This window comes from Clostridium sp. CF012, from assembly GCF_018861755.1.
GTDB lineage: Bacteria > Bacillota > Clostridia > Clostridiales > Clostridiaceae > Clostridium_AD.
This window is the reverse complement of the sequence record NZ_JAHLEF010000030.1, coordinates 1-17,294: the sequence shown is the minus strand read 5'-3', so window position 1 is coordinate 17,294 and position 17,294 is coordinate 1. Positions and strand designations below refer to the sequence as shown.

15 protein-coding genes and 2 pseudogenes are annotated in these 17,294 nt (G+C 31.9%); 16 read left to right on the top strand and 1 reads right to left on the bottom strand.

Going from position 1 to position 17,294, the window contains the following annotated elements:
- Window positions 1-2 precede the first annotated feature (2 nt).
- From hflX to KPL50_RS20010, 10 genes are all read left to right on the top strand, one after another.
- Window positions 3-1,271 carry a GTPase HflX gene (gene hflX / locus KPL50_RS20050; protein WP_216300322.1) on the top strand — a complete coding sequence of 423 codons (1,269 nt, stop codon included), beginning with the start codon at window positions 3-5 and terminating at the stop codon, window positions 1,269-1,271.
- Window positions 1,272-1,736: 465 nt separating this feature from the next.
- Window positions 1,737-3,752, top strand: a complete 2,016-nt coding sequence (locus KPL50_RS20045) for a S9 family peptidase (protein ID WP_216300321.1) — start codon at window positions 1,737-1,739, stop codon at window positions 3,750-3,752.
- 684 nt (window positions 3,753-4,436) lie between these two features.
- A complete protein-coding gene (locus KPL50_RS20040) occupies window positions 4,437-5,744 on the top strand; it encodes an FAD-dependent oxidoreductase (protein ID WP_216300320.1) in 1,308 nt (435 codons plus the stop codon).
- Between the two features lie 3 nt (window positions 5,745-5,747).
- The gene (preA, locus tag KPL50_RS20035; RefSeq protein ID WP_216300319.1) at window positions 5,748-6,986 is read left to right on the top strand and encodes an NAD-dependent dihydropyrimidine dehydrogenase subunit PreA; all 1,239 of its coding nucleotides are present in this window, start codon (window positions 5,748-5,750) and stop codon (window positions 6,984-6,986) included.
- 476 nt (window positions 6,987-7,462) lie between these two features.
- Window positions 7,463-7,981, top strand: coding sequence for a hypothetical protein (locus tag KPL50_RS20030; RefSeq protein WP_216300318.1), 519 nt, complete (start codon window positions 7,463-7,465; stop codon window positions 7,979-7,981).
- A gap of 204 nt (window positions 7,982-8,185) precedes the next feature.
- Window positions 8,186-9,019, top strand: coding sequence for a GyrI-like domain-containing protein (locus KPL50_RS20025; RefSeq protein WP_216300317.1), 834 nt, complete (start codon window positions 8,186-8,188; stop codon window positions 9,017-9,019).
- A 213-nt stretch (window positions 9,020-9,232) separates the two neighbouring features.
- Complete coding sequence (locus KPL50_RS20020) at window positions 9,233-9,781, top strand: DUF6144 family protein (protein WP_216300316.1); 549 nt, start codon at window positions 9,233-9,235, stop codon at window positions 9,779-9,781.
- Window positions 9,782-9,933: 152 nt separating this feature from the next.
- Window positions 9,934-10,143 (top strand): ATP-binding protein, encoded by a 210-nt coding sequence (locus KPL50_RS27185; RefSeq protein ID WP_253200731.1) that lies wholly within the window; start codon window positions 9,934-9,936, stop codon window positions 10,141-10,143.
- A gap of 525 nt (window positions 10,144-10,668) precedes the next feature.
- Entirely contained in the window at window positions 10,669-11,907 is a 1,239-nt protein-coding gene (locus tag KPL50_RS20015; RefSeq protein ID WP_216300315.1) for a hypothetical protein, read from the top strand.
- Window positions 11,908-12,324: 417 nt separating this feature from the next.
- A complete protein-coding gene (locus tag KPL50_RS20010; RefSeq protein WP_309245201.1) occupies window positions 12,325-12,528 on the top strand; it encodes a conjugal transfer protein in 204 nt (67 codons plus the stop codon).
- Window positions 12,529-12,574: 46 nt separating this feature from the next.
- On the opposite strand, the gene KPL50_RS20005 is transcribed toward KPL50_RS20010, so the two are convergent.
- Window positions 12,575-13,513: a YafY family protein gene (locus tag KPL50_RS20005; protein WP_216300313.1), complete on the bottom strand. Its 939-nt coding sequence runs from the start codon at window positions 13,511-13,513 to the stop codon at window positions 12,575-12,577.
- A gap of 122 nt (window positions 13,514-13,635) precedes the next feature.
- Here KPL50_RS20005 and KPL50_RS20000 point away from each other — a divergent pair, with 122 nt between their 5' ends.
- The 6 genes and pseudogenes from KPL50_RS20000 (at window position 13,636) to KPL50_RS19970 (ending at window position 17,163) form a co-directional block, all read left to right on the top strand.
- Window positions 13,636-14,085, top strand: a complete 450-nt coding sequence (locus KPL50_RS20000) for a VOC family protein (RefSeq protein WP_216300312.1) — start codon at window positions 13,636-13,638, stop codon at window positions 14,083-14,085.
- A 373-nt stretch (window positions 14,086-14,458) separates the two neighbouring features.
- Window positions 14,459-14,779: a recombinase family protein gene (locus tag KPL50_RS27180; RefSeq protein WP_216300311.1), complete on the top strand. Its 321-nt coding sequence runs from the start codon at window positions 14,459-14,461 to the stop codon at window positions 14,777-14,779.
- Window positions 14,776-15,165: pseudogene (locus tag KPL50_RS27175) on the top strand (recombinase family protein). The gene KPL50_RS27180 and the pseudogene KPL50_RS27175 overlap by 4 nt, the downstream one beginning before the upstream one ends.
- A 17-nt stretch (window positions 15,166-15,182) precedes the next feature.
- Window positions 15,183-15,320 carry a hypothetical protein gene (locus KPL50_RS19980; RefSeq protein ID WP_216300308.1) on the top strand — a complete coding sequence of 46 codons (138 nt, stop codon included), beginning with the start codon at window positions 15,183-15,185 and terminating at the stop codon, window positions 15,318-15,320.
- 353 nt (window positions 15,321-15,673) lie between these two features.
- Window positions 15,674-16,849: a ComEC/Rec2 family competence protein gene (locus KPL50_RS19975; RefSeq protein ID WP_253200723.1), complete on the top strand. Its 1,176-nt coding sequence runs from the start codon at window positions 15,674-15,676 to the stop codon at window positions 16,847-16,849.
- A gap of 102 nt (window positions 16,850-16,951) precedes the next feature.
- Window positions 16,952-17,163: pseudogene (locus KPL50_RS19970) on the top strand (DUF3006 domain-containing protein).
- Window positions 17,164-17,294: the final 131 nt, after the last annotated feature.

Sequence of the window (17,294 nt, the reverse complement as noted above, 5' to 3'; positions counted from 1 at the left end):
GTATGGAACAAAAACAAAGCGCAATAATTGTAGGCTGTTATCTCAGGAATGATAAGGATTTTTTAAATATGATGGGGGAACTATATAGCTTGGCTGATGCATGTGATATTGAAGTAATTTGTGAAATTACTCAAAAATTAGAACGAGTGTATCCGTCACATTATCTAGGCAAGGGGAAAATACAAGAATTGCATGCATTAATTCTTGAGAAAGAAGTGAATATGGTTATTTTTAATGATGAGCTGTCGCCTTCACAGATTCGTAATTTGAATTCAGCTCTAAAATGCAAGATAATAGATAGAACGGTTCTTATTTTGGACATTTTGGATAAAAGGTCTAAAAGCAAAGAAGCACAGCTGCAGGTTGAAATAACAAAATTACAATATATTCTACCGAGGTTAACCGGCCTTGGAGAATCATTGAGTCCTCAGACAGGAAATACCGGTTTAATAAATAGAGCTTCGGAGGAGACAAAATTTGATCAGTATCACAGGACTATTAAAGATAGAATAAGTGCACTGAAGGCTGAACTGAAAACTCTTGTAGTTCAGCGGCAGAATCAAAGAAAACAACGTAAAAAATCAGGAATACCTGTGGTTGCTTTAGTAGGTTATACAAACGCAGGTAAATCAAGCATTATGAATTCCATGATTGATTTGTACTGCTCTTCAACTGATAAGAAGGTACTTGAAAAGGATATGTTATTCGCTACATTAGAAACTTATGTAAGAAACATTAAACTTCCTGATAATAAATCATTTCTGTTAAGTGACACAGTAGGGTTTATCAGTAAACTTCCTAAACAGCTTGTAGATGCATTCCGCTCAACTTTAGAGGAAATTATTGAAGCTGATTTGTTAGTTCATGTAGTTGACTATTCAAACGCTAATTACAAACAACATATTGAAGTTACAAAGCAGACATTAAAAGAGCTAGGTGCGGATAATATCCCTATTATTTATGTTTATAATAAGGAAGATTTAGTAGAGGGTGAAATCACAATACATGAAGAAGATTGCATATATATTTCTGCAAAAAATAAAGCTGGAATAGATAAGTTAGTAAATGAAATTTGCAAAAAGGCTTTTCACCATCATGTTTGCTGTGAAATGCTAATCCCATATGAAAAGGGAAATGTACTGTCATATTTTAATGATAATGCCAATATCAAATCAACTAAATATAATAGTAATGGAGTTCTAATATCCATGGAATGCAAGGAATCAGATTATAGAAGATATAAACAATTTGAAAGTCTGATTAAACCATAGTTAGTAGACATACATAAACAACAATTTTGATACAATGGAAAACCCTTGAATTCAGGGGTTTTCGTTGTTTTTTGGTAAAATACAGTGGGAAATTGAGCTGAAAGCCGTGAAATTATAGAGTAGAATGGAATAAATGCACACCTCTATGGTTTTTTAAGTTAGGGGGGTACTTATTTATTAGTTACTCAAGATATTGTTTTAAGCTAATTCAATAAGAAGGGAATTAAGTATTATGAGTTAAGGATTATCTTATTGAGTTTATAAAAATAATAAATCTTCACTTAAAGACTGACATACTGATGTCAGTCTTTGTTTGATATAATTAATAGTAAGTAATGAAAAGCTAGTATATGGAAAATATCATAATGAATTAGAAATGATTTAACAAAGGATTTAGTAGAGTAGATGTTTTAGCGGTCAGACGGATTCTTTTGGTGAATAAAATTCTATAGAGGGGGTTTATTAATGAGTATTAGTAAAAAAAATTATCTAAGTATAGAAGAGAGTATTTCATTACCAACCTTATCAGATACAAACATAAGTGATGATGGCAAAAACGTAGCATTTGTCAAGAGGACAACTAACTGGAAAGACAATAAATATAGTAACCATATATGGATATATGAAAAAGACAAGGGGCAATGTTACCCATTAACAACTGGAGATATAGATTGTACACACCCATTATGGTCTCCAGATTATAGACATATTGCATACCTTAGTTCAGTTGGTGACGGGGATAAGAAGAAAAATCAGATCTTTGTTAAGTCAATAGATGATTATACTAGGATTCAAATTACTGATGAGAAAGAAGGAGTAAGTAAATTCAAATGGGAACCAACTGGAAAGGGTTTTTATTATGTTGCACAGTCAAAAGAATCTGAGGAAATTAAGAAACGCAAGGAGATATATGGAGATTTCCATCATATAGGCAAGGAATACCAGAATAATTGTTTATATTACATTGAAATAAAAAAAGGTATACAAAAATCTAATGATAAATATGAGTACCCAGAAGATTCTAGTAGTGCTGGTAAGGATAAAAACGAAAATAGCGTTGCGTATCAACTAACTGACGGTAAGGATTTTCATATCCATGAATTTGATATTTCAAATGATGGCAATAAGGTTGTATTTATGGCTACCCCAAGCCCAGATGGGGAAGATTGTCAGAATGGAGACCTATACATACTAGATATTAAAGCTGGAGAGCTACAAAAGATGAATGGAAATAAGTTATTAGGGGGGAGCGTTTGTTTTTCTCCTCATGGCACCAAAATATGTTATACGGCAAGCTTAAGGGAAAAAGATTACTATAAGACACATATAGAAGACAGTACACTAGAGATATATGATATTAACAGTGGAGAGCGAGCTCAACCTTTAACAGATTTTGATAGTACGGTTATTCCATTACGATGGACAGCTAAAGGGATTTTAATTAGATGGCAGAATAAAACTAATTATCTTATTGGGTTGCTATCTGAGGATGGCACTGTGGAAATGTTAAGCGAAAAAGCAGATAGCTTTATAATGGAAGCTTCTATAACAAGGGATGGAAATCATATATCCTATAATAAGGCTATAACAAATGAAACCTTTGAAATCTATTTAGACAATAAAAAAATAACGAATGAAAATAGCTTTTTTAAAGGAAAGCTTAAAAGTAACAGGGAAATAATCTCATGGAGAAGTAGTGATGGTCTTGAAATAGAAGGGGTTTTATCAACCCCAGTAGAGTTTGACGTAAATAAAAAATATCCCTTATTAGTGGTAATCCATGGTGGTCCGGGTTGGACATCCTTTCCAATATTTTCAGATTGTTTTAATGAGAAATATCCTATTGAGCAGTTTATTGAAAAGGGCTTTATAGTTTTAGAACCAAACTACAGAGGAAGTTCAGGATATGGTAATGAATTCTTAAAAGCAAACTATAGAAAATTGGGAATTGGTGACTACAATGATGTTATATCTGGGGTGGATGCACTAGTTGATAAGGGGATTGCAGATAAGGATAGAGTAGGGGCTATGGGATGGAGCCAAGGGGGATATATATCAGCCTTCTGTTCTACATATAGTGATAGATTTAAGGCTATTTCAGTTGGAGGTGGAATTAGTGATTGGATTACCAATTATGTGAATACAGATATACCTCAATTTACTAGGATGTATTTAGGAGATACTCCATGGAATGATCCAGAGATATATGCTAAAACTTCACCAATAACATATATCAAATCAGCCTGTACTCCCACCTTGATCCAACATGGTGAAAAGGATGCAGGAGTTCCAACTCCAGATGCATATGAGTTATATCAAGGACTAAGGGATATGGAAGTTGATACAGAATTAGTTATATTTAAAGGAATGGGATATAGTTCTGACCAGCCAGGAATTAATGTGGCTATTATGAAGCAGAATTTGATGTGGTTTTCACACTATATTCTTGGAGAAAGCATTAAAGATTTTAGGGTTTTATGATTAAGAAATGAATATCCTCATAGGAAACATAAACATGAAACAGTCTCCATAAGGAGGCTGTATTTTTATGTGTGCCCAGCAAAAAAACAAGGGGATGGTTCTATTGTTTGGTCCTTCTCTATATGGTATAACAAACCCAAAATTATAGGTGAGGTGTAGCTTAGGGAGATAGTAAATAAAAATGGTGGGAAATTAACACATTAATATATTGAAAAAAAATCATGCTTCAGCTCCGATAATAACGGAATAAGGTTTACAAATACTAAAATAAGGCATACAATAGGAGTTCTGTTATTATTTTCTTTTGATATTTTCTTATCAAAGTCTTCTCTATAGATTATAGGTATATCATAAAATACATAATGTTTAATTATATCAATAATTTTATATATGCTTATATTTTTTTTTAATCAAATAGTGATTACCACCTTGTTGTATATTTTTGTACATAATTCATACAAAAATTATATTAAATAATTATAAAATTTCCACATATTATGATTAGATTCATAAAATAATTTGTTAAATAGATGTAGATTTTGTTGCGGAAATAATGAGTATATAAATTATATCAATGAAAATCATGCAGAAAAAAATACATTCACTGTTAAATTAATGTCAAACATGTTATGACATTGACGAATTAGTAAATATATATAGTTTAGAAAGGGGATAAATACTTAAATGGAAAATAAAAAATACTTAGAACAAACAAAAATTGGGCTAACACCCCTTTTAGCAATGGAAGAGGCAGCGAGATGTCTTTTATGCCATGATGCACCTTGCAGTAAGGCATGCCCTGCTGGTACAGAACCAGCAAAATTTATCCGATCACTTCGTTTTAAAAATACAAAGGGTGCCGTTGAAACCATTAGAACAAACAATATTTTAGGTGGAATATGCGCTAGAGTATGTCCTACAGCTCAATATTGCGAAGGGGCTTGTAGTAGATGCGGTATAGACAAGCCAATAAGAATAGGTGATTTGCAGAGGTATGTAACTGATTATGAAAAAAGTATAAATATGAAAGTTTTAGATAAAGTAGAAGCTATAAATGAAAAAATAGCAGTTATAGGGTCAGGTCCAAGTGGAATTGCAGCAGCAGCATCACTTGCACTAAAAGGATATAAAGTAACGGTATTCGAAGAAAAAAGTATACTAGGCGGATGGTTAAATTATGGAATACCACCTCAAAGACTACCAAAAGAAGTTGTAGAAGCAGAAATGAATTATGTAAAAGACTTAGGGGTAGAGTTTAAGACAAATTGTAAAATAGGAAAAGATATTAAGCTAGAAGACCTTAGAACAAAGGGATATGAGGCGTTCTTAGTTTCATGTGGAATGCAAAAGGGGAAAGCTATAGACGTTAATGGTTCAGAACTGAAAGGCGTTTTAAATGGAGTGGATTTTCTTTCAAAAGCAAAAACTACTGAAGGCAACATTGAGATAGGTAGCCATGTGATAGTTATAGGTGGTGGAGATGTTGCTTTAGATTGTGCATCAACTGCTAAATTACTTGGATGTGAAGATGTAAAAATAGTATATAGAAGAACTATAGAAAAAATGCCTGCAGATATAGCGGAAAGAGAATATATCCAATCATTGAATATTCCAATATTTACAGGGTTCAAACCATTAGAGATTAAAGGAGAGAATGGATTGGTTTCTGCTTTCAAGGCCGAAGGAATGTTTGATTCAGCCCTATTAGAACTTACAGCAGATATGGTCATATTCGCAGTAGGACAGGAATCAGAAGATATAAAAAACATTGCAGATATAAACATTGATGGAAAAGGAATAGTTGTTACAAAAAATTGTAGAACCAATATTGAAGATATATTTGCAGCAGGAGATATCATTGAGGGAGATAAGACAGTTGTACAAGGTGTTGCATCAGGTAAATTAGCTGCAGAAAGAATTGAAGGATATTTGACTGCAAAAAGAGAGTCTAGGCAAGCAGATAGACAGGTAGCATCAACTAAGGAGGTTTAAGTTATGAAAAAGAAAGATCTTTCAATAGAATTTTGTGGAGTAAAGTGTGAAAATCCATTTTTCCTGGCCTCATCACCAGTTGGAAACAATTATGAAATGTGTGCAAAGGCATTAGAAGCCGGTTGGGGTGGTATAGTATTTAAAACAATCGGAGTTTTTATACCAAATGAAGTATCACCACGTTTTGATGCACTAAGAAAAGAGGCTACTCCGTTTACAGGATTTAAGAATATGGAACAGATAGCGGAGCACCCACTTGAGTGGAACATTGAGCAGATGAAAAAGTTAAAAGAAAACTACCCAAGCAAGGTTCTTATTGCTTCAATAATGGGAAGTAATGAAGAAGAATGGACTATGCTTGCAAAACGTGTTACAGAAATAGGTGCTGATATTATTGAATGTAACTTCTCCTGCCCACAGATGACATCTCATGCTATGGGTTCAGACGTTGGACAAAACCCTGAGCTTGTTAAGTCATATTCAGCAGCAGTAAGAAGAGGAACACATCTTCCAATAATTGCAAAAATGACTCCTAATATAGGAAACATGGAAACTCCTGCAATAGCAGCTATTGAAGGTGGAGCAACAGCAATTTCAGCTATAAATACAATAAAGTGTATAACTGGAATAGACTTTGAAAAGCAAGTAGCATTGCCAATAGTAAATGGAAAATCATCTATATCTGGATATTCAGGAAAAGCTGTAAAACCTATAGCACTAAGATTTATAGCTCAGCTCTCAAAAGAACCAAAACTTAAAAATATTCCTATAAGCGGTATTGGTGGTATAGAAACTTGGGAGGATGCATTAGAATTTATAATGCTTGGATCTTCTAATCTTCAAGTGACTACAGCAATTATGCAATATGGTTATAGAATAGTTGAAGATTTAATAAGTGGAATTTCATACTATATGGAAGAAAAGGGAATTGATAAACTAGAAGATTTAGTAGGAGTAGCTCTTGAAAATACAATTCCAGCAGAGAAATTAGATCGTGGATACATAGTATATCCTAATTTCAAACATGAAAATTGTGTAGGCTGTGGAAGATGTTACGTATCTTGCTTTGATGGTGGTCATCAAGCAATTAAATGGGATGAAGAAAATAGAAGACCTTCACTAGATAGGGAAAAATGTGTAGGATGTCACTTATGTTCTTTAGTATGTCCAGTAGATAATTGTATAACTAAAGGTGACATAAAATTTAAAGATGGAGAAAAAGAAAGAAAAATCGCTTTGTAAAAATTCGCCCAATTCGGTATTACAAATTACCTATTAAGATTAATGGTGAAAAAATTGCAAACTATTTGTTTGCTACAACACCCCTCGCCTCCACCATACATAAACAATGATTTTGATACAATGGAAAACCCTTGAATTCAGGGGTTTTCGTTGTTTTTTGGATTGAAATATAAGTTGAAAGTTGAGCAGGACGTTATAAAATTATAGGTTGGAATGGAATAAATGCACACCCCTATGGTTTTTTAAGTTAGGGGGGCACTTTTGGAGTGGGGTGTGCACTTTTTAGCGGAATTATTATCGGCATGATTACAGCTAAAACCACAAATGATAAGAATAGATTATTCTTACTAAAACTCATAAGAAAAAAAGGTAATATGCTAATTATATAGAATTTAGAATATAGTAGTATTGGAAATTTTATATTATAGCTATTAAACATAAAGTTGATGAAATGTATTCTGAAAGAAGGCAAGAGGATGGCAAATACAAATCTATTAAAAACCGTTGTTGAAAAAGAGTTGGCTGAGAATTTTTGTATAAAATATGAATTGGAACAATTAACTTTGCCCCAAAAACAGATGCATAATATATTTAGTAATATGGAACCTGACTTAATTGGAATAAATAGAAACCAAAAGACTTTATATTTGGGGGAAATAACAACTTCGGGATTTATGGGACAGCGTGGGAGAGATTATCATGTTGGAGCAGTTAAGAAAGTAGCAGAAGCATTTTCAAAATTTTATTTGTTTAAGGATGATGAAAAAAATATTATTAGAAGTATTAGTAATTATATTCCATTAGCTGAGGTGTATAATTTAAAATGTTATTTTATTGTTCCAGAAGGTAGCAAATTTTTGAATGCTTTAGGGTACAGGACTAAATTGTTTGAAAAAGGTTATATGGAACTAGAAAAAATTAAATTATCAAAAGAAACAGAAGATAAAATGATAGAAGTATTAATAGAATCAAAGAATGAAAATAAACAGTTGTAAATAGCAGATAATAACTATAATAGAGAAAAATTAAATGTTGTTTCGTTATATTGTGTTTCCTGCGACATCACATTGTGAGAGCATTTGCCTTTTGCAGAAAAAAGAGTGAAATTCCCCACCAAAAGGGATAACTCAAGTATGTGGGATGCATCCTAAAATTTCTTGTTGCAAAATAATATCAGATAGTAATAGGAGTTGTGCATTATGATCACAAACGAATTTATAAATCAAAGTATTGATTATATTATACGACATTTAGACGAGGAAATTTCCATTAAAGATGTTGCAGATCACTGTCATTTTTCAAAATATTACTTTAGCAGAGTTTTTAAGGCAGAAACAGGAGAAAGTATCTATGCCTTTATCAAACGCTTAAAAATAGAACAAAGTGCTTTAAGTCTCAAAATTGAAAAAGATAAATCCATTACTGACATTGGATTTGATTATGGATATAGCCCATCAAATTACAGTTCAGCATTTAAGAAGCACCATAATATTTCTCCGACAGAATTTCGAAAGGGTATGAATACAATATGTGTACCCCATCCTTTTTACCTAGACAAGCTAGCCAGGTTTCAATCATTTGAAGAATATGATGGACAGATCCTAATACAGGAACTGGACGATTTCGTGGTTATCTACGAAAGACATATTGGAAACTATATTGAGCTGGAGAAAAATTGGTGCGACTTCACAGAAAAATACAAAGATTATTTTAATGAAGATACGCTTTTGATTGAAAGGTCTTATCATGATCCTTCCATTACAAATTTAGATCAATGTTTATATGACATATGCATGACGGTTGATAAAAATTGTTCTCTCGGTAATGTAACAACGATTCAAGGGGGTAAGTTTGCGGTTTATCGCTTTGATGGATTGATACAAGATATTTTTGTCGCTTTTCAGGGCATATTTAGTATTTGGCTGGCACATAGCGGTTATGAAATGGATGAAAGATATGGATTAGATATTTATCGGGCTGTTGACAGAGAAAACATGAATGTTGTAATGGATCTATGCATACCGATTAAATAGAGCAAGAATTCAGAAGTAAAAAAATAGAATTCTTACTATAATGAGAACTGTCACAGGGATATAGTTCGATTGAAAGGAGTCTATTTTATGTTTTTGATGTAATAGAAACAAAACGGTGCATATGTCGATCATTATAATAAGCAGAGGGATTGGATTAACTATGATTTTATAAATTCACAATTCACAGCTAAATAAAAAAATGGAGGTTTTAAAATGTTTGATATAAGGGAAATTCAGGAACAGGTAATTTATGGTGCTGTCAAAAGCGCGAGCAATGATAAAATGGCAAGAGAAATAGTATATGGAAAAGATGAGGTGGCTAGAAAAGAGGATAATCCGACATGGGTGAAGTCTACAATGAAGAGATTAGAAAATCATTTTGATAAATCGGATGTTAAACAGATTAGAATGCACTGTCAGTGTGGATATGGAATGGATGAGAAATTAGCGCTGGTGAAAGAGCTGGTAGAATCATCTTCGAGTATGGATGAATTTGGAAATTCGGACAAGGCAAAAGCAGCTGGACTGTCATGTGCAAATGGAGAACTATATCTGCAATTTCCTTTTTGCCCATGTCCAATGCTTGCAGATGTGGATAGATTAGATACCGATACCTGGTGTCAATGCACGACTGGGTATAGTAAAGTCCTTTTTGAAAAAGCCTTTGAGTGTAAAGTAGATGTGGAACTGTTAAAAAGTATAAAAATGGGTGATGAGATATGCCTTATGAAAATAATTCCACAAGGGTCTATATGGAAATAGAAATTGTCTTCTCATGAAATGCCGTATACTTTAATAATAAGGATATTGACATGGTTGCAGCAGAGTCACTAAAGTACCAATGGATGATTAAGGAAGAATAGGTGTCGATAAACTACCTCAAATGGATAACAGGACGCTTTTGATATTGCAGGCTGGCAACGTTAACACAGGAAAGTAACAAACAAAACACAATTAGAATAGCTAAGTTTCCATATAAAAAATACATCGAAAATCTTGTAGTAGAAGACTTACCAGTTGATGCCAAAAAGAAATTAAAGACGTTAAGTTCACTTGAATTTATTAGTACAGGACAGAATGTGATTTTATTATATTTAAAGGAATTTTTGCCGACAAAATACTAAACTCTTAAAAGTGTTAGTTATATAAATAAGATATATACAGAAGGATATATTTCATCAATAAAATTAGCAGGTAAAAATATAGAATATAGGAAATCAACATTTGCATATTTTGATAATTATTTAGCTGGCTTAGATAGTGAGAAGGCAATAATAGATAGCAAATAAAACTTTTAGGATAATAAATTATTTTTTATTCAAGTATAACATGTTCATGCACATGAAACGAGTAGTAGATGGAGCAGTTTTATATGGTTGTGCACTTTTTAGCGGATGAACAAAACCCACAAGGTTCATAGCTGTTATAAAAGACTTTATGACAAATTAAAGGTATATTTAAACAATGTGGAGAATATAGAGATATATGTAATTAGATTCTAATTAACACAATTATACATACTCATTTAATATAGGGTCTATTTTTATAGGGGGTGGCATAATTTTTATAATAGGGCCATTTTTGGAGATATAATATCTTGAGTTAAATTTAAATGGTAAATAAATATAAAAATAGAAAGGTGGATTTTTATGAAAATAAGTTCAGAAAAGAAAAAAGAAAAGAATTTTCTACTTAGAAATAATGTGACCTTATTCTTCGCTGTTTTTGTAGTACTTGGGATTTTCATATCAAAAGAAACGCCCTATAACATGATGAATGCACTTGTACAGAGTTTTACTGGCTACTCTCTCCTTGTCCTCTCTCTACTCATACCAGTAATAGTGGGTATGGGCTTTAACTTCAGTATTGTCATTGGAGCAATTGCCGGTCAGCTCGGCGTCATCATGGCTGTGAACTGGGAGTTGTCGGGGATTTTAGGCTTCCTGACTGCAGCTGTTTTTGCCACCCTCTTTGCCGTTTTATTTGGCATTCTAACAGGGATGCTGCTCAATAAGACCCGTGGTCACGAGATGATTGCCTCATGGTTTGTTGGTTATTTAGGAAATGGCATATACATGTTCATCGTACTTGCTCTCATGGGGTCTGTTATTCCAATAACTTCCCCTGAGCTTTTGTTAAGCGGCGGCGTAGGTCTTAAAAACACAATTAACCTAAAAGGCACACTTTTGCATTCTGTTGATGGACTACTGCAAGTCCAGTTCTTCTTACTTCTCATCATCGTAGGGATTCTCTTTCTCGGATTCACCATTTATCATTTGATGAAAAAGGATGCCCACTTTGACAAGAAGACAGGTTACACCAGAATAGCCCTAGTCACTGTAGTCATTCTCATGAGTTCCTTGATTATGTATGCTGATGTCCTTCCAAATGAGATCAAGCAACTTAAAAATATAGAGTTCCCCGTGATAACAGGTGTCCTCATTTGTGCCGTTGCAGTTTTCAGCCTAATGATTACTCGCAGCAGGATTGGGCAGGATTTCACTCAATTATCTTCGAAGCAGCAAAATTCCATAGATTCTGAAGGGCAAATCTCAAAAGTCAGAATCACTGCGATTACCATTTCCACTATTGTGGCGGCATGGGGGCAAATAATCTTATTGCAAAATACCGGTAATTTTAGCACCTATGGTTCTCACATAGGTATTGGAGTATTCGCCGTGTCTGCACTGGTTGTTGGCGGTGCTACAATTAGTAAAGCAACAGTGCGAAACGCACTTCTTGGAATCATAGTCCTACAAGGTTTTAATATTATTTCGATTCCAGCGCTATTTCCATCAAATGTATCTGAGATCCTTAGAGTCATCCTTATAAACGGTGCAATCCTTTATACCTTTATAAGGTCTAGACGTGATAACCAGATCGGATAAAAACCCTCATCAAATCATGATTCAACCAACAGTCCATTGTCATGATGAATCGGTGACTGAAGTAATCAGATTGTAGATAATAGAAATGGATGTTTTATACTCAAAGAGAATATTTATTAAGATGCGTATCAGTATCAACTTACTATCAAAACACACCCAGTATGTGATAACATATGGATATATGGGTGTGCACCTTTTAGCAGAAACCCCTACAATTTAGCGTCAATCAAATTTGAGATTCCTCTTGAAAAGCTCGCTAAATTGTATTAAAATATTTAGCCTAATCATCTCATACATAAACAACAATTTTGATACAATGGAAAACCCTTGAATTCAGGGGTTTTCGTTGTTTTTGGGGTAAAATGAAGTGCGAAAATTGAGTTTGAAAGCACAAAAGTTTGGATTGAATTTAAATAAATGCACACCCCTATGGATTTTGAACTCAGGGGTGTGCACTTTTTATTGAACATTGCTACGGCTAGTCTTGTCTATCAGAAGCAAGGGAATCAAATTAAGGTCTGGGTCGCAGTTAAATATCTCGAGCAACAAACGAAAGGCAAACAAATTTTACAATATGAATTAACCTTAAAAAAACAAAATAATTGGTTAATTGCAAAATAAAAAAAGAAATCAGCATGCTTCACAGTAATGTGATTTGCATTCTGATTTATAATTTTTGATAATAATTTAATAGATTCTCTATTTTTTCTTGAATAAGGTGTTTTAGCGATTCAGGTTTTACTGATACGATGGAATTACCATATCTAATAAAATAATTTGCAATAAATGCTTCTTCGCCTAAATTATAGAACCCTTTTATAAGTGTCTTAGTTCCACTTTCTATTTTCATTGATGGATATTGCTCTTTATAAAAAATATCCTTTGCATGTTTTAAAATTTCCACTTCAAACTCAATACTTTTTTCAGATTGATAAAATTCTAAAGAACGGTTGATGAGTTCTTCAACAGAGAATTGTGATTTATCATTACGAAATTCTAACAAAGTCATTCTATCACATCTTAAAACTTTATATTTATTTGTATTCATCTCTATTCCAGTAGCATACCACTGTCCAAACTTAGCAGAAATTTTAAAAAACTGAATATGGTAAATTACCTGTTTGTTATTTTTTAAGTATTGAATCTTACAACTAATTTCATTAAGAATACTTTGTAAAATTGTATCTAAAAACTGACTAACATTATTATGTTGATAAGCTTCAAATTGTAAAACTTTTTTCATCTGATGAATTTGTTTTATTTGTACTTTAGAAAGACAGTTTTCAAATTTTTCATTTAGTTTATTAACACTTAAATGGAATGGTGTAGATTGATAAGACTCTAACGTCAACATTGCAAAATATAAAGCATACACTTCATCAAGAGTAAAATTAATAGGTGATAATAACCTGTGTTTTAAGATACCATATCTTCCATATCTACCATACTCTGAAAAAATAGGCATACCTAATTGTTCCAATGAACTAATATCACGCAAAGCTGTACTTTTTGAAATATTATATCTATCCATTAAATCACCCAAATTAAAGAATTCTCGACTATTTAAGTATCTTATCATGTCATTTAATCTTTCTGATTTTTTCATACAATCCTCCTTTAAAGGTATCATGTTTTGATACCTTTAAATATTATAATAAATTTAAGGCAATACATCAATATATATATAATATATGCCTGAGAATTACTATAAAAAAGGAGATTGATACTATGAGTAAAACACTAGAAATTGCTATTTTTCTTTCAATAAATGGGAAAGCACAAGAAGCTATAAATTTCTATAAAAAACATTTCAATGCAGAGGAATTATTACTGGTTACATACCAAGATATGGGAAAACGAGATAATACAATACAGATTACTGATGAAAATAAAAATTATATCTCTCACTCTATTTTAGCAATTGGAAAAACTAAAATAATGATTGCAGAAAATACAATGGATAGTAATGAAAAATATAAAGTTGGTAATAACACATCATTATGTATTCAAAGTGCTGACTTAAACGAAATTGAACATTTTTATAATAGCTTAATTACAGATAACAGAATTAGAATCATCGTTCCATTATCTAATAATGTGTTTAGTAAAGCATACGGGATTATTGAAGATCCTTTTGGTATTCAAATTCAACTAATGTTTGATAATAGATTGAAATAAAAAAAAATCAGCATGCTACACATTTTAAATGTGAGATTCATGCTGAAACTTTATTTCCTATTCAAATGATATTTTCACAAAGAAAATGGGGGAAACTTTTTACCATTCTGAGTTAAATATTCGCTACCACTTGTAATAAAGCCCTCTTGTTCTAATCCAATGTAGACGCGACGAATAGTAAGAACACTTACTTTCTGATAAATTGTATTAAAATATTTAGCCTAATCGTCTCAAGATAAGAAGACAGATTAATTTAAAGAACAGATTATTGCTGATTTTTAGCAGTAATCTGTTTTTGATTTTTATAAGAAAATATGTGGTAATAAAATTATAGATAGGAATTGTATCTATAATGAATAAGGGGATAGATAACGTGGATAAAAAAATTAAAAAAAGAATTGCTTTTGGATATAATAGAGGATTTACAAATAGAATTGAAATAAATGAACTACAGGCTATGGCTGTTAAATTAATATACGAACTATATGCTGATGGAGAAAGTATGGGAAGTATCTCATCCAGGCTTGAAGAGTGTAGCGTTCCTTCACCTTATAATAATCCTAAATGGGGAAAGCAGGCCATATCAAAGATACTTTCTTATGAACGTTATATAGGCGATGAATATTATGCAAAAATCATTGATGAAGATTTATTTAAGGAAGTGCAGAGAATTAGATTAACAAAAGCTATATGAGAATAATAAAACAAATAATAAACTTTAATACAATACCACAATTTAAAGTATTAAAAGTGGCTGCATACTGTAGTATAAGTACTTCAAATGAAAATCAACTATATAGTCTAGATAATCAAGTATCATATTATGAAAATGAAATTAAGAAAAATATAAATTGGGAATTTGCTGGAGTCTATGCAGATAAAGTTTCTGGAAGAAACAGAAGTAAGAGAAAAGAGTTTTAAAGAATGATTTTAGATTGTAATAGTGGCAAAATTGATATAATTCTTACAAAATCAATTAGTCGTTTTGGAAGAAATACCTTAGATACACTCAAGGCATTGAATGAACTTGAAAATTTGGGAATAGATGTTTATTTTGAAAATGAAAAGATGATATATTAGAAAAGAATGCAGAACTAATGTTAACAATATATGCCGCTCTTTATGAAAATGAAAATATTTCAGGAAGCAACCTTGCAATTATATCTGAAGAACAATTTAATAAAGTACAATTAGAGAAGAAATATTGGAGAACTGCTAAAATTAAGAATTCATAGATAATATTTATAAAAATAGGTGATCAGGTGTTAAGAATGGCTAAAAGTAAAGAATAAAAAGCAACTATAAATGCTAACTTCAGGCATTTTTATTTATTTTTTTATATATTTATTTTAAGATTCAGAATACCATGCCGACCAACTTCCATACACTATTTTTCTGTTAACATCTTTGCAAATGGAACATTTTATTACTAACATAGTGTTAGTTCTATCTCGTTTGTAGATAACACCGCCACGATATTCAGATTTGCTTTCTGGCTGTTGAGTACTACATAGATTTTTTAATAATTGTATGATTATGCCTAATATGGTACAATCCAATAGAAATTGAATTATAGGGGGGAATCGTTTTGAAAATTAAACCTAAAAGTAAGTTTTATAAAAAGGGGTACTCTTGGCTAATTGCTATCGCGATAGTTATAGGCATGATTACTGGGTGCAGTAAAGACAAGGCAAAGGTTGAAGCTAATGCTAAAATTGTAGCTACAACTACCACTAAGACTGAAACGTCTAAGAAAGAAGTTGAAAAAGAAAGTAATAGTAATGAAACCATAGCAGTAAATACTTCTAAAACAGAAGTTAAAGGAGAACTAAAAGTACATTATATCGACGTAGGTCAAGCTGATTCAATACTTATTCAACAAGGTACTCAAAATATGCTTATTGATGCAGGAAATAATGCCGATGATAAATTAGTAGTAGCCTATCTAAGAAAGAAAGGCGTTAAAAAGATTGATGTATTGATAGGTACTCATTTAGACGAAGACCACATTGGAGGGCTTGACACAGTAATTAATACTTTTAGTGTAGGTAAAATTTACATGCCTATAACAACTAAAACAACTGAAACAACTGAAACATTTAAAGATGTAGTATTAGCAATTAAGAATAAAAATATGAAAGTATCTGTACCAAAGGTAGGGGAAACGTTCAAGATAGGTAATGCTGAATGTAATATTATAGCTCCTAATGCAGAAAAATATGACAATGATAATAATTATTCAATAGTCACTAAGCTTAAATTCGGCAACTCAAGATTTATATTCATTGGTGATGCTGAGCATATATCAGAAGCACAAATACTTCAAAATCAATTAGATATTTCAGCAGATGTAATTAAAATAGGGAATCATGGTAGTAATAAATCAACCTCCAGTGATTTCCTATCAAAAGTAAATCCTAAGTATGCAATAATTTCATGTGGCAAAGAAAATAGCTATGGTCATCCGCATAAGGAAACAATGACTTTGTTAAAATCTAAAAACATACATGTTTATAGAACTGATGAAGTAGGAACTATTATAGTCACATCTAATGGAAAAACAATAACGTTTGATAAAAAGGTAGGGAGCTATAATATAGGCTCTAAAATTAAGAAACCAGTACCTATAATTAAGAAACCAATAATCAAGAAAGAAGTACCTATAATTAAGAAACCTATAACTAAAAAATCAGTAACTGTAACTAAGAAACCTATTGTTGTAGATAAGAAGATTGTAAGTAAACCAAAAAAGAAGCGTATGTAAGAGTTTAAACAGCATAACAGCTCAAGGTTCAACAAGAAGAAGCTGAAATTCAGGGTATGACCCATGTAGCGTTTGCGGACCACCATAATAGGAGGACATAAAATGAAAATCATTATTGATAGATTTGAAGGATCTTATGCAGTATGTGAAAAAGAGGACAGGTCAATGATAGATATACCTAAAGATAAAATTCCTACTGGGCTAAGGACGGAGATGTACTTAATATAATTAATGATGCCATTACTATTGATATAATAGAAACTGAAAAAAGGCATAGAGAAATTGAAAAATTAACTGAAGATTTATGGGAATAAAATTAACCTCGGGGTAATAGGAGGCCACTGAAAAAATGGTTGTTTTTTCAACTGGGTTCCTAATTTGAACAAAAAAAGCATGAGATATCCATATTTTTGGATATCTCATGCTTTATATTTTTATAATTAAG

Bases quoted from the DNA above. Each gene is read 5' to 3' on its own strand.
- hflX (WP_216300322.1), top strand. From the start codon at position 3: ATGGAACAAAAACAAAGCGCAATAATTGTAGGCTGTTATCTCAGGAAT.
- KPL50_RS20045 (WP_216300321.1), top strand. From the start codon at position 1,737: ATGAGTATTAGTAAAAAAAATTATCTAAGTATAGAAGAGAGTATTTCA.
- KPL50_RS20040 (WP_216300320.1), top strand. From the start codon at position 4,437: ATGGAAAATAAAAAATACTTAGAACAAACAAAAATTGGGCTAACACCC.
- preA (WP_216300319.1), top strand. From the start codon at position 5,748: ATGAAAAAGAAAGATCTTTCAATAGAATTTTGTGGAGTAAAGTGTGAA.
- KPL50_RS20030 (WP_216300318.1), top strand. From the start codon at position 7,463: ATGGCAAATACAAATCTATTAAAAACCGTTGTTGAAAAAGAGTTGGCT.
- KPL50_RS20025 (WP_216300317.1), top strand. From the start codon at position 8,186: ATGATCACAAACGAATTTATAAATCAAAGTATTGATTATATTATACGA.
- KPL50_RS20020 (WP_216300316.1), top strand. From the start codon at position 9,233: ATGTTTGATATAAGGGAAATTCAGGAACAGGTAATTTATGGTGCTGTC.
- KPL50_RS20015 (WP_216300315.1), top strand. From the start codon at position 10,669: ATGAAAATAAGTTCAGAAAAGAAAAAAGAAAAGAATTTTCTACTTAGA.
- KPL50_RS20010 (WP_309245201.1), top strand. From the start codon at position 12,325: ATGCACACCCCTATGGATTTTGAACTCAGGGGTGTGCACTTTTTATTG.
- KPL50_RS20005 (WP_216300313.1), bottom strand. From the start codon at position 13,513: ATGAAAAAATCAGAAAGATTAAATGACATGATAAGATACTTAAATAGT.
- KPL50_RS20000 (WP_216300312.1), top strand. From the start codon at position 13,636: ATGAGTAAAACACTAGAAATTGCTATTTTTCTTTCAATAAATGGGAAA.
- KPL50_RS19980 (WP_216300308.1), top strand. From the start codon at position 15,183: ATGTTAACAATATATGCCGCTCTTTATGAAAATGAAAATATTTCAGGA.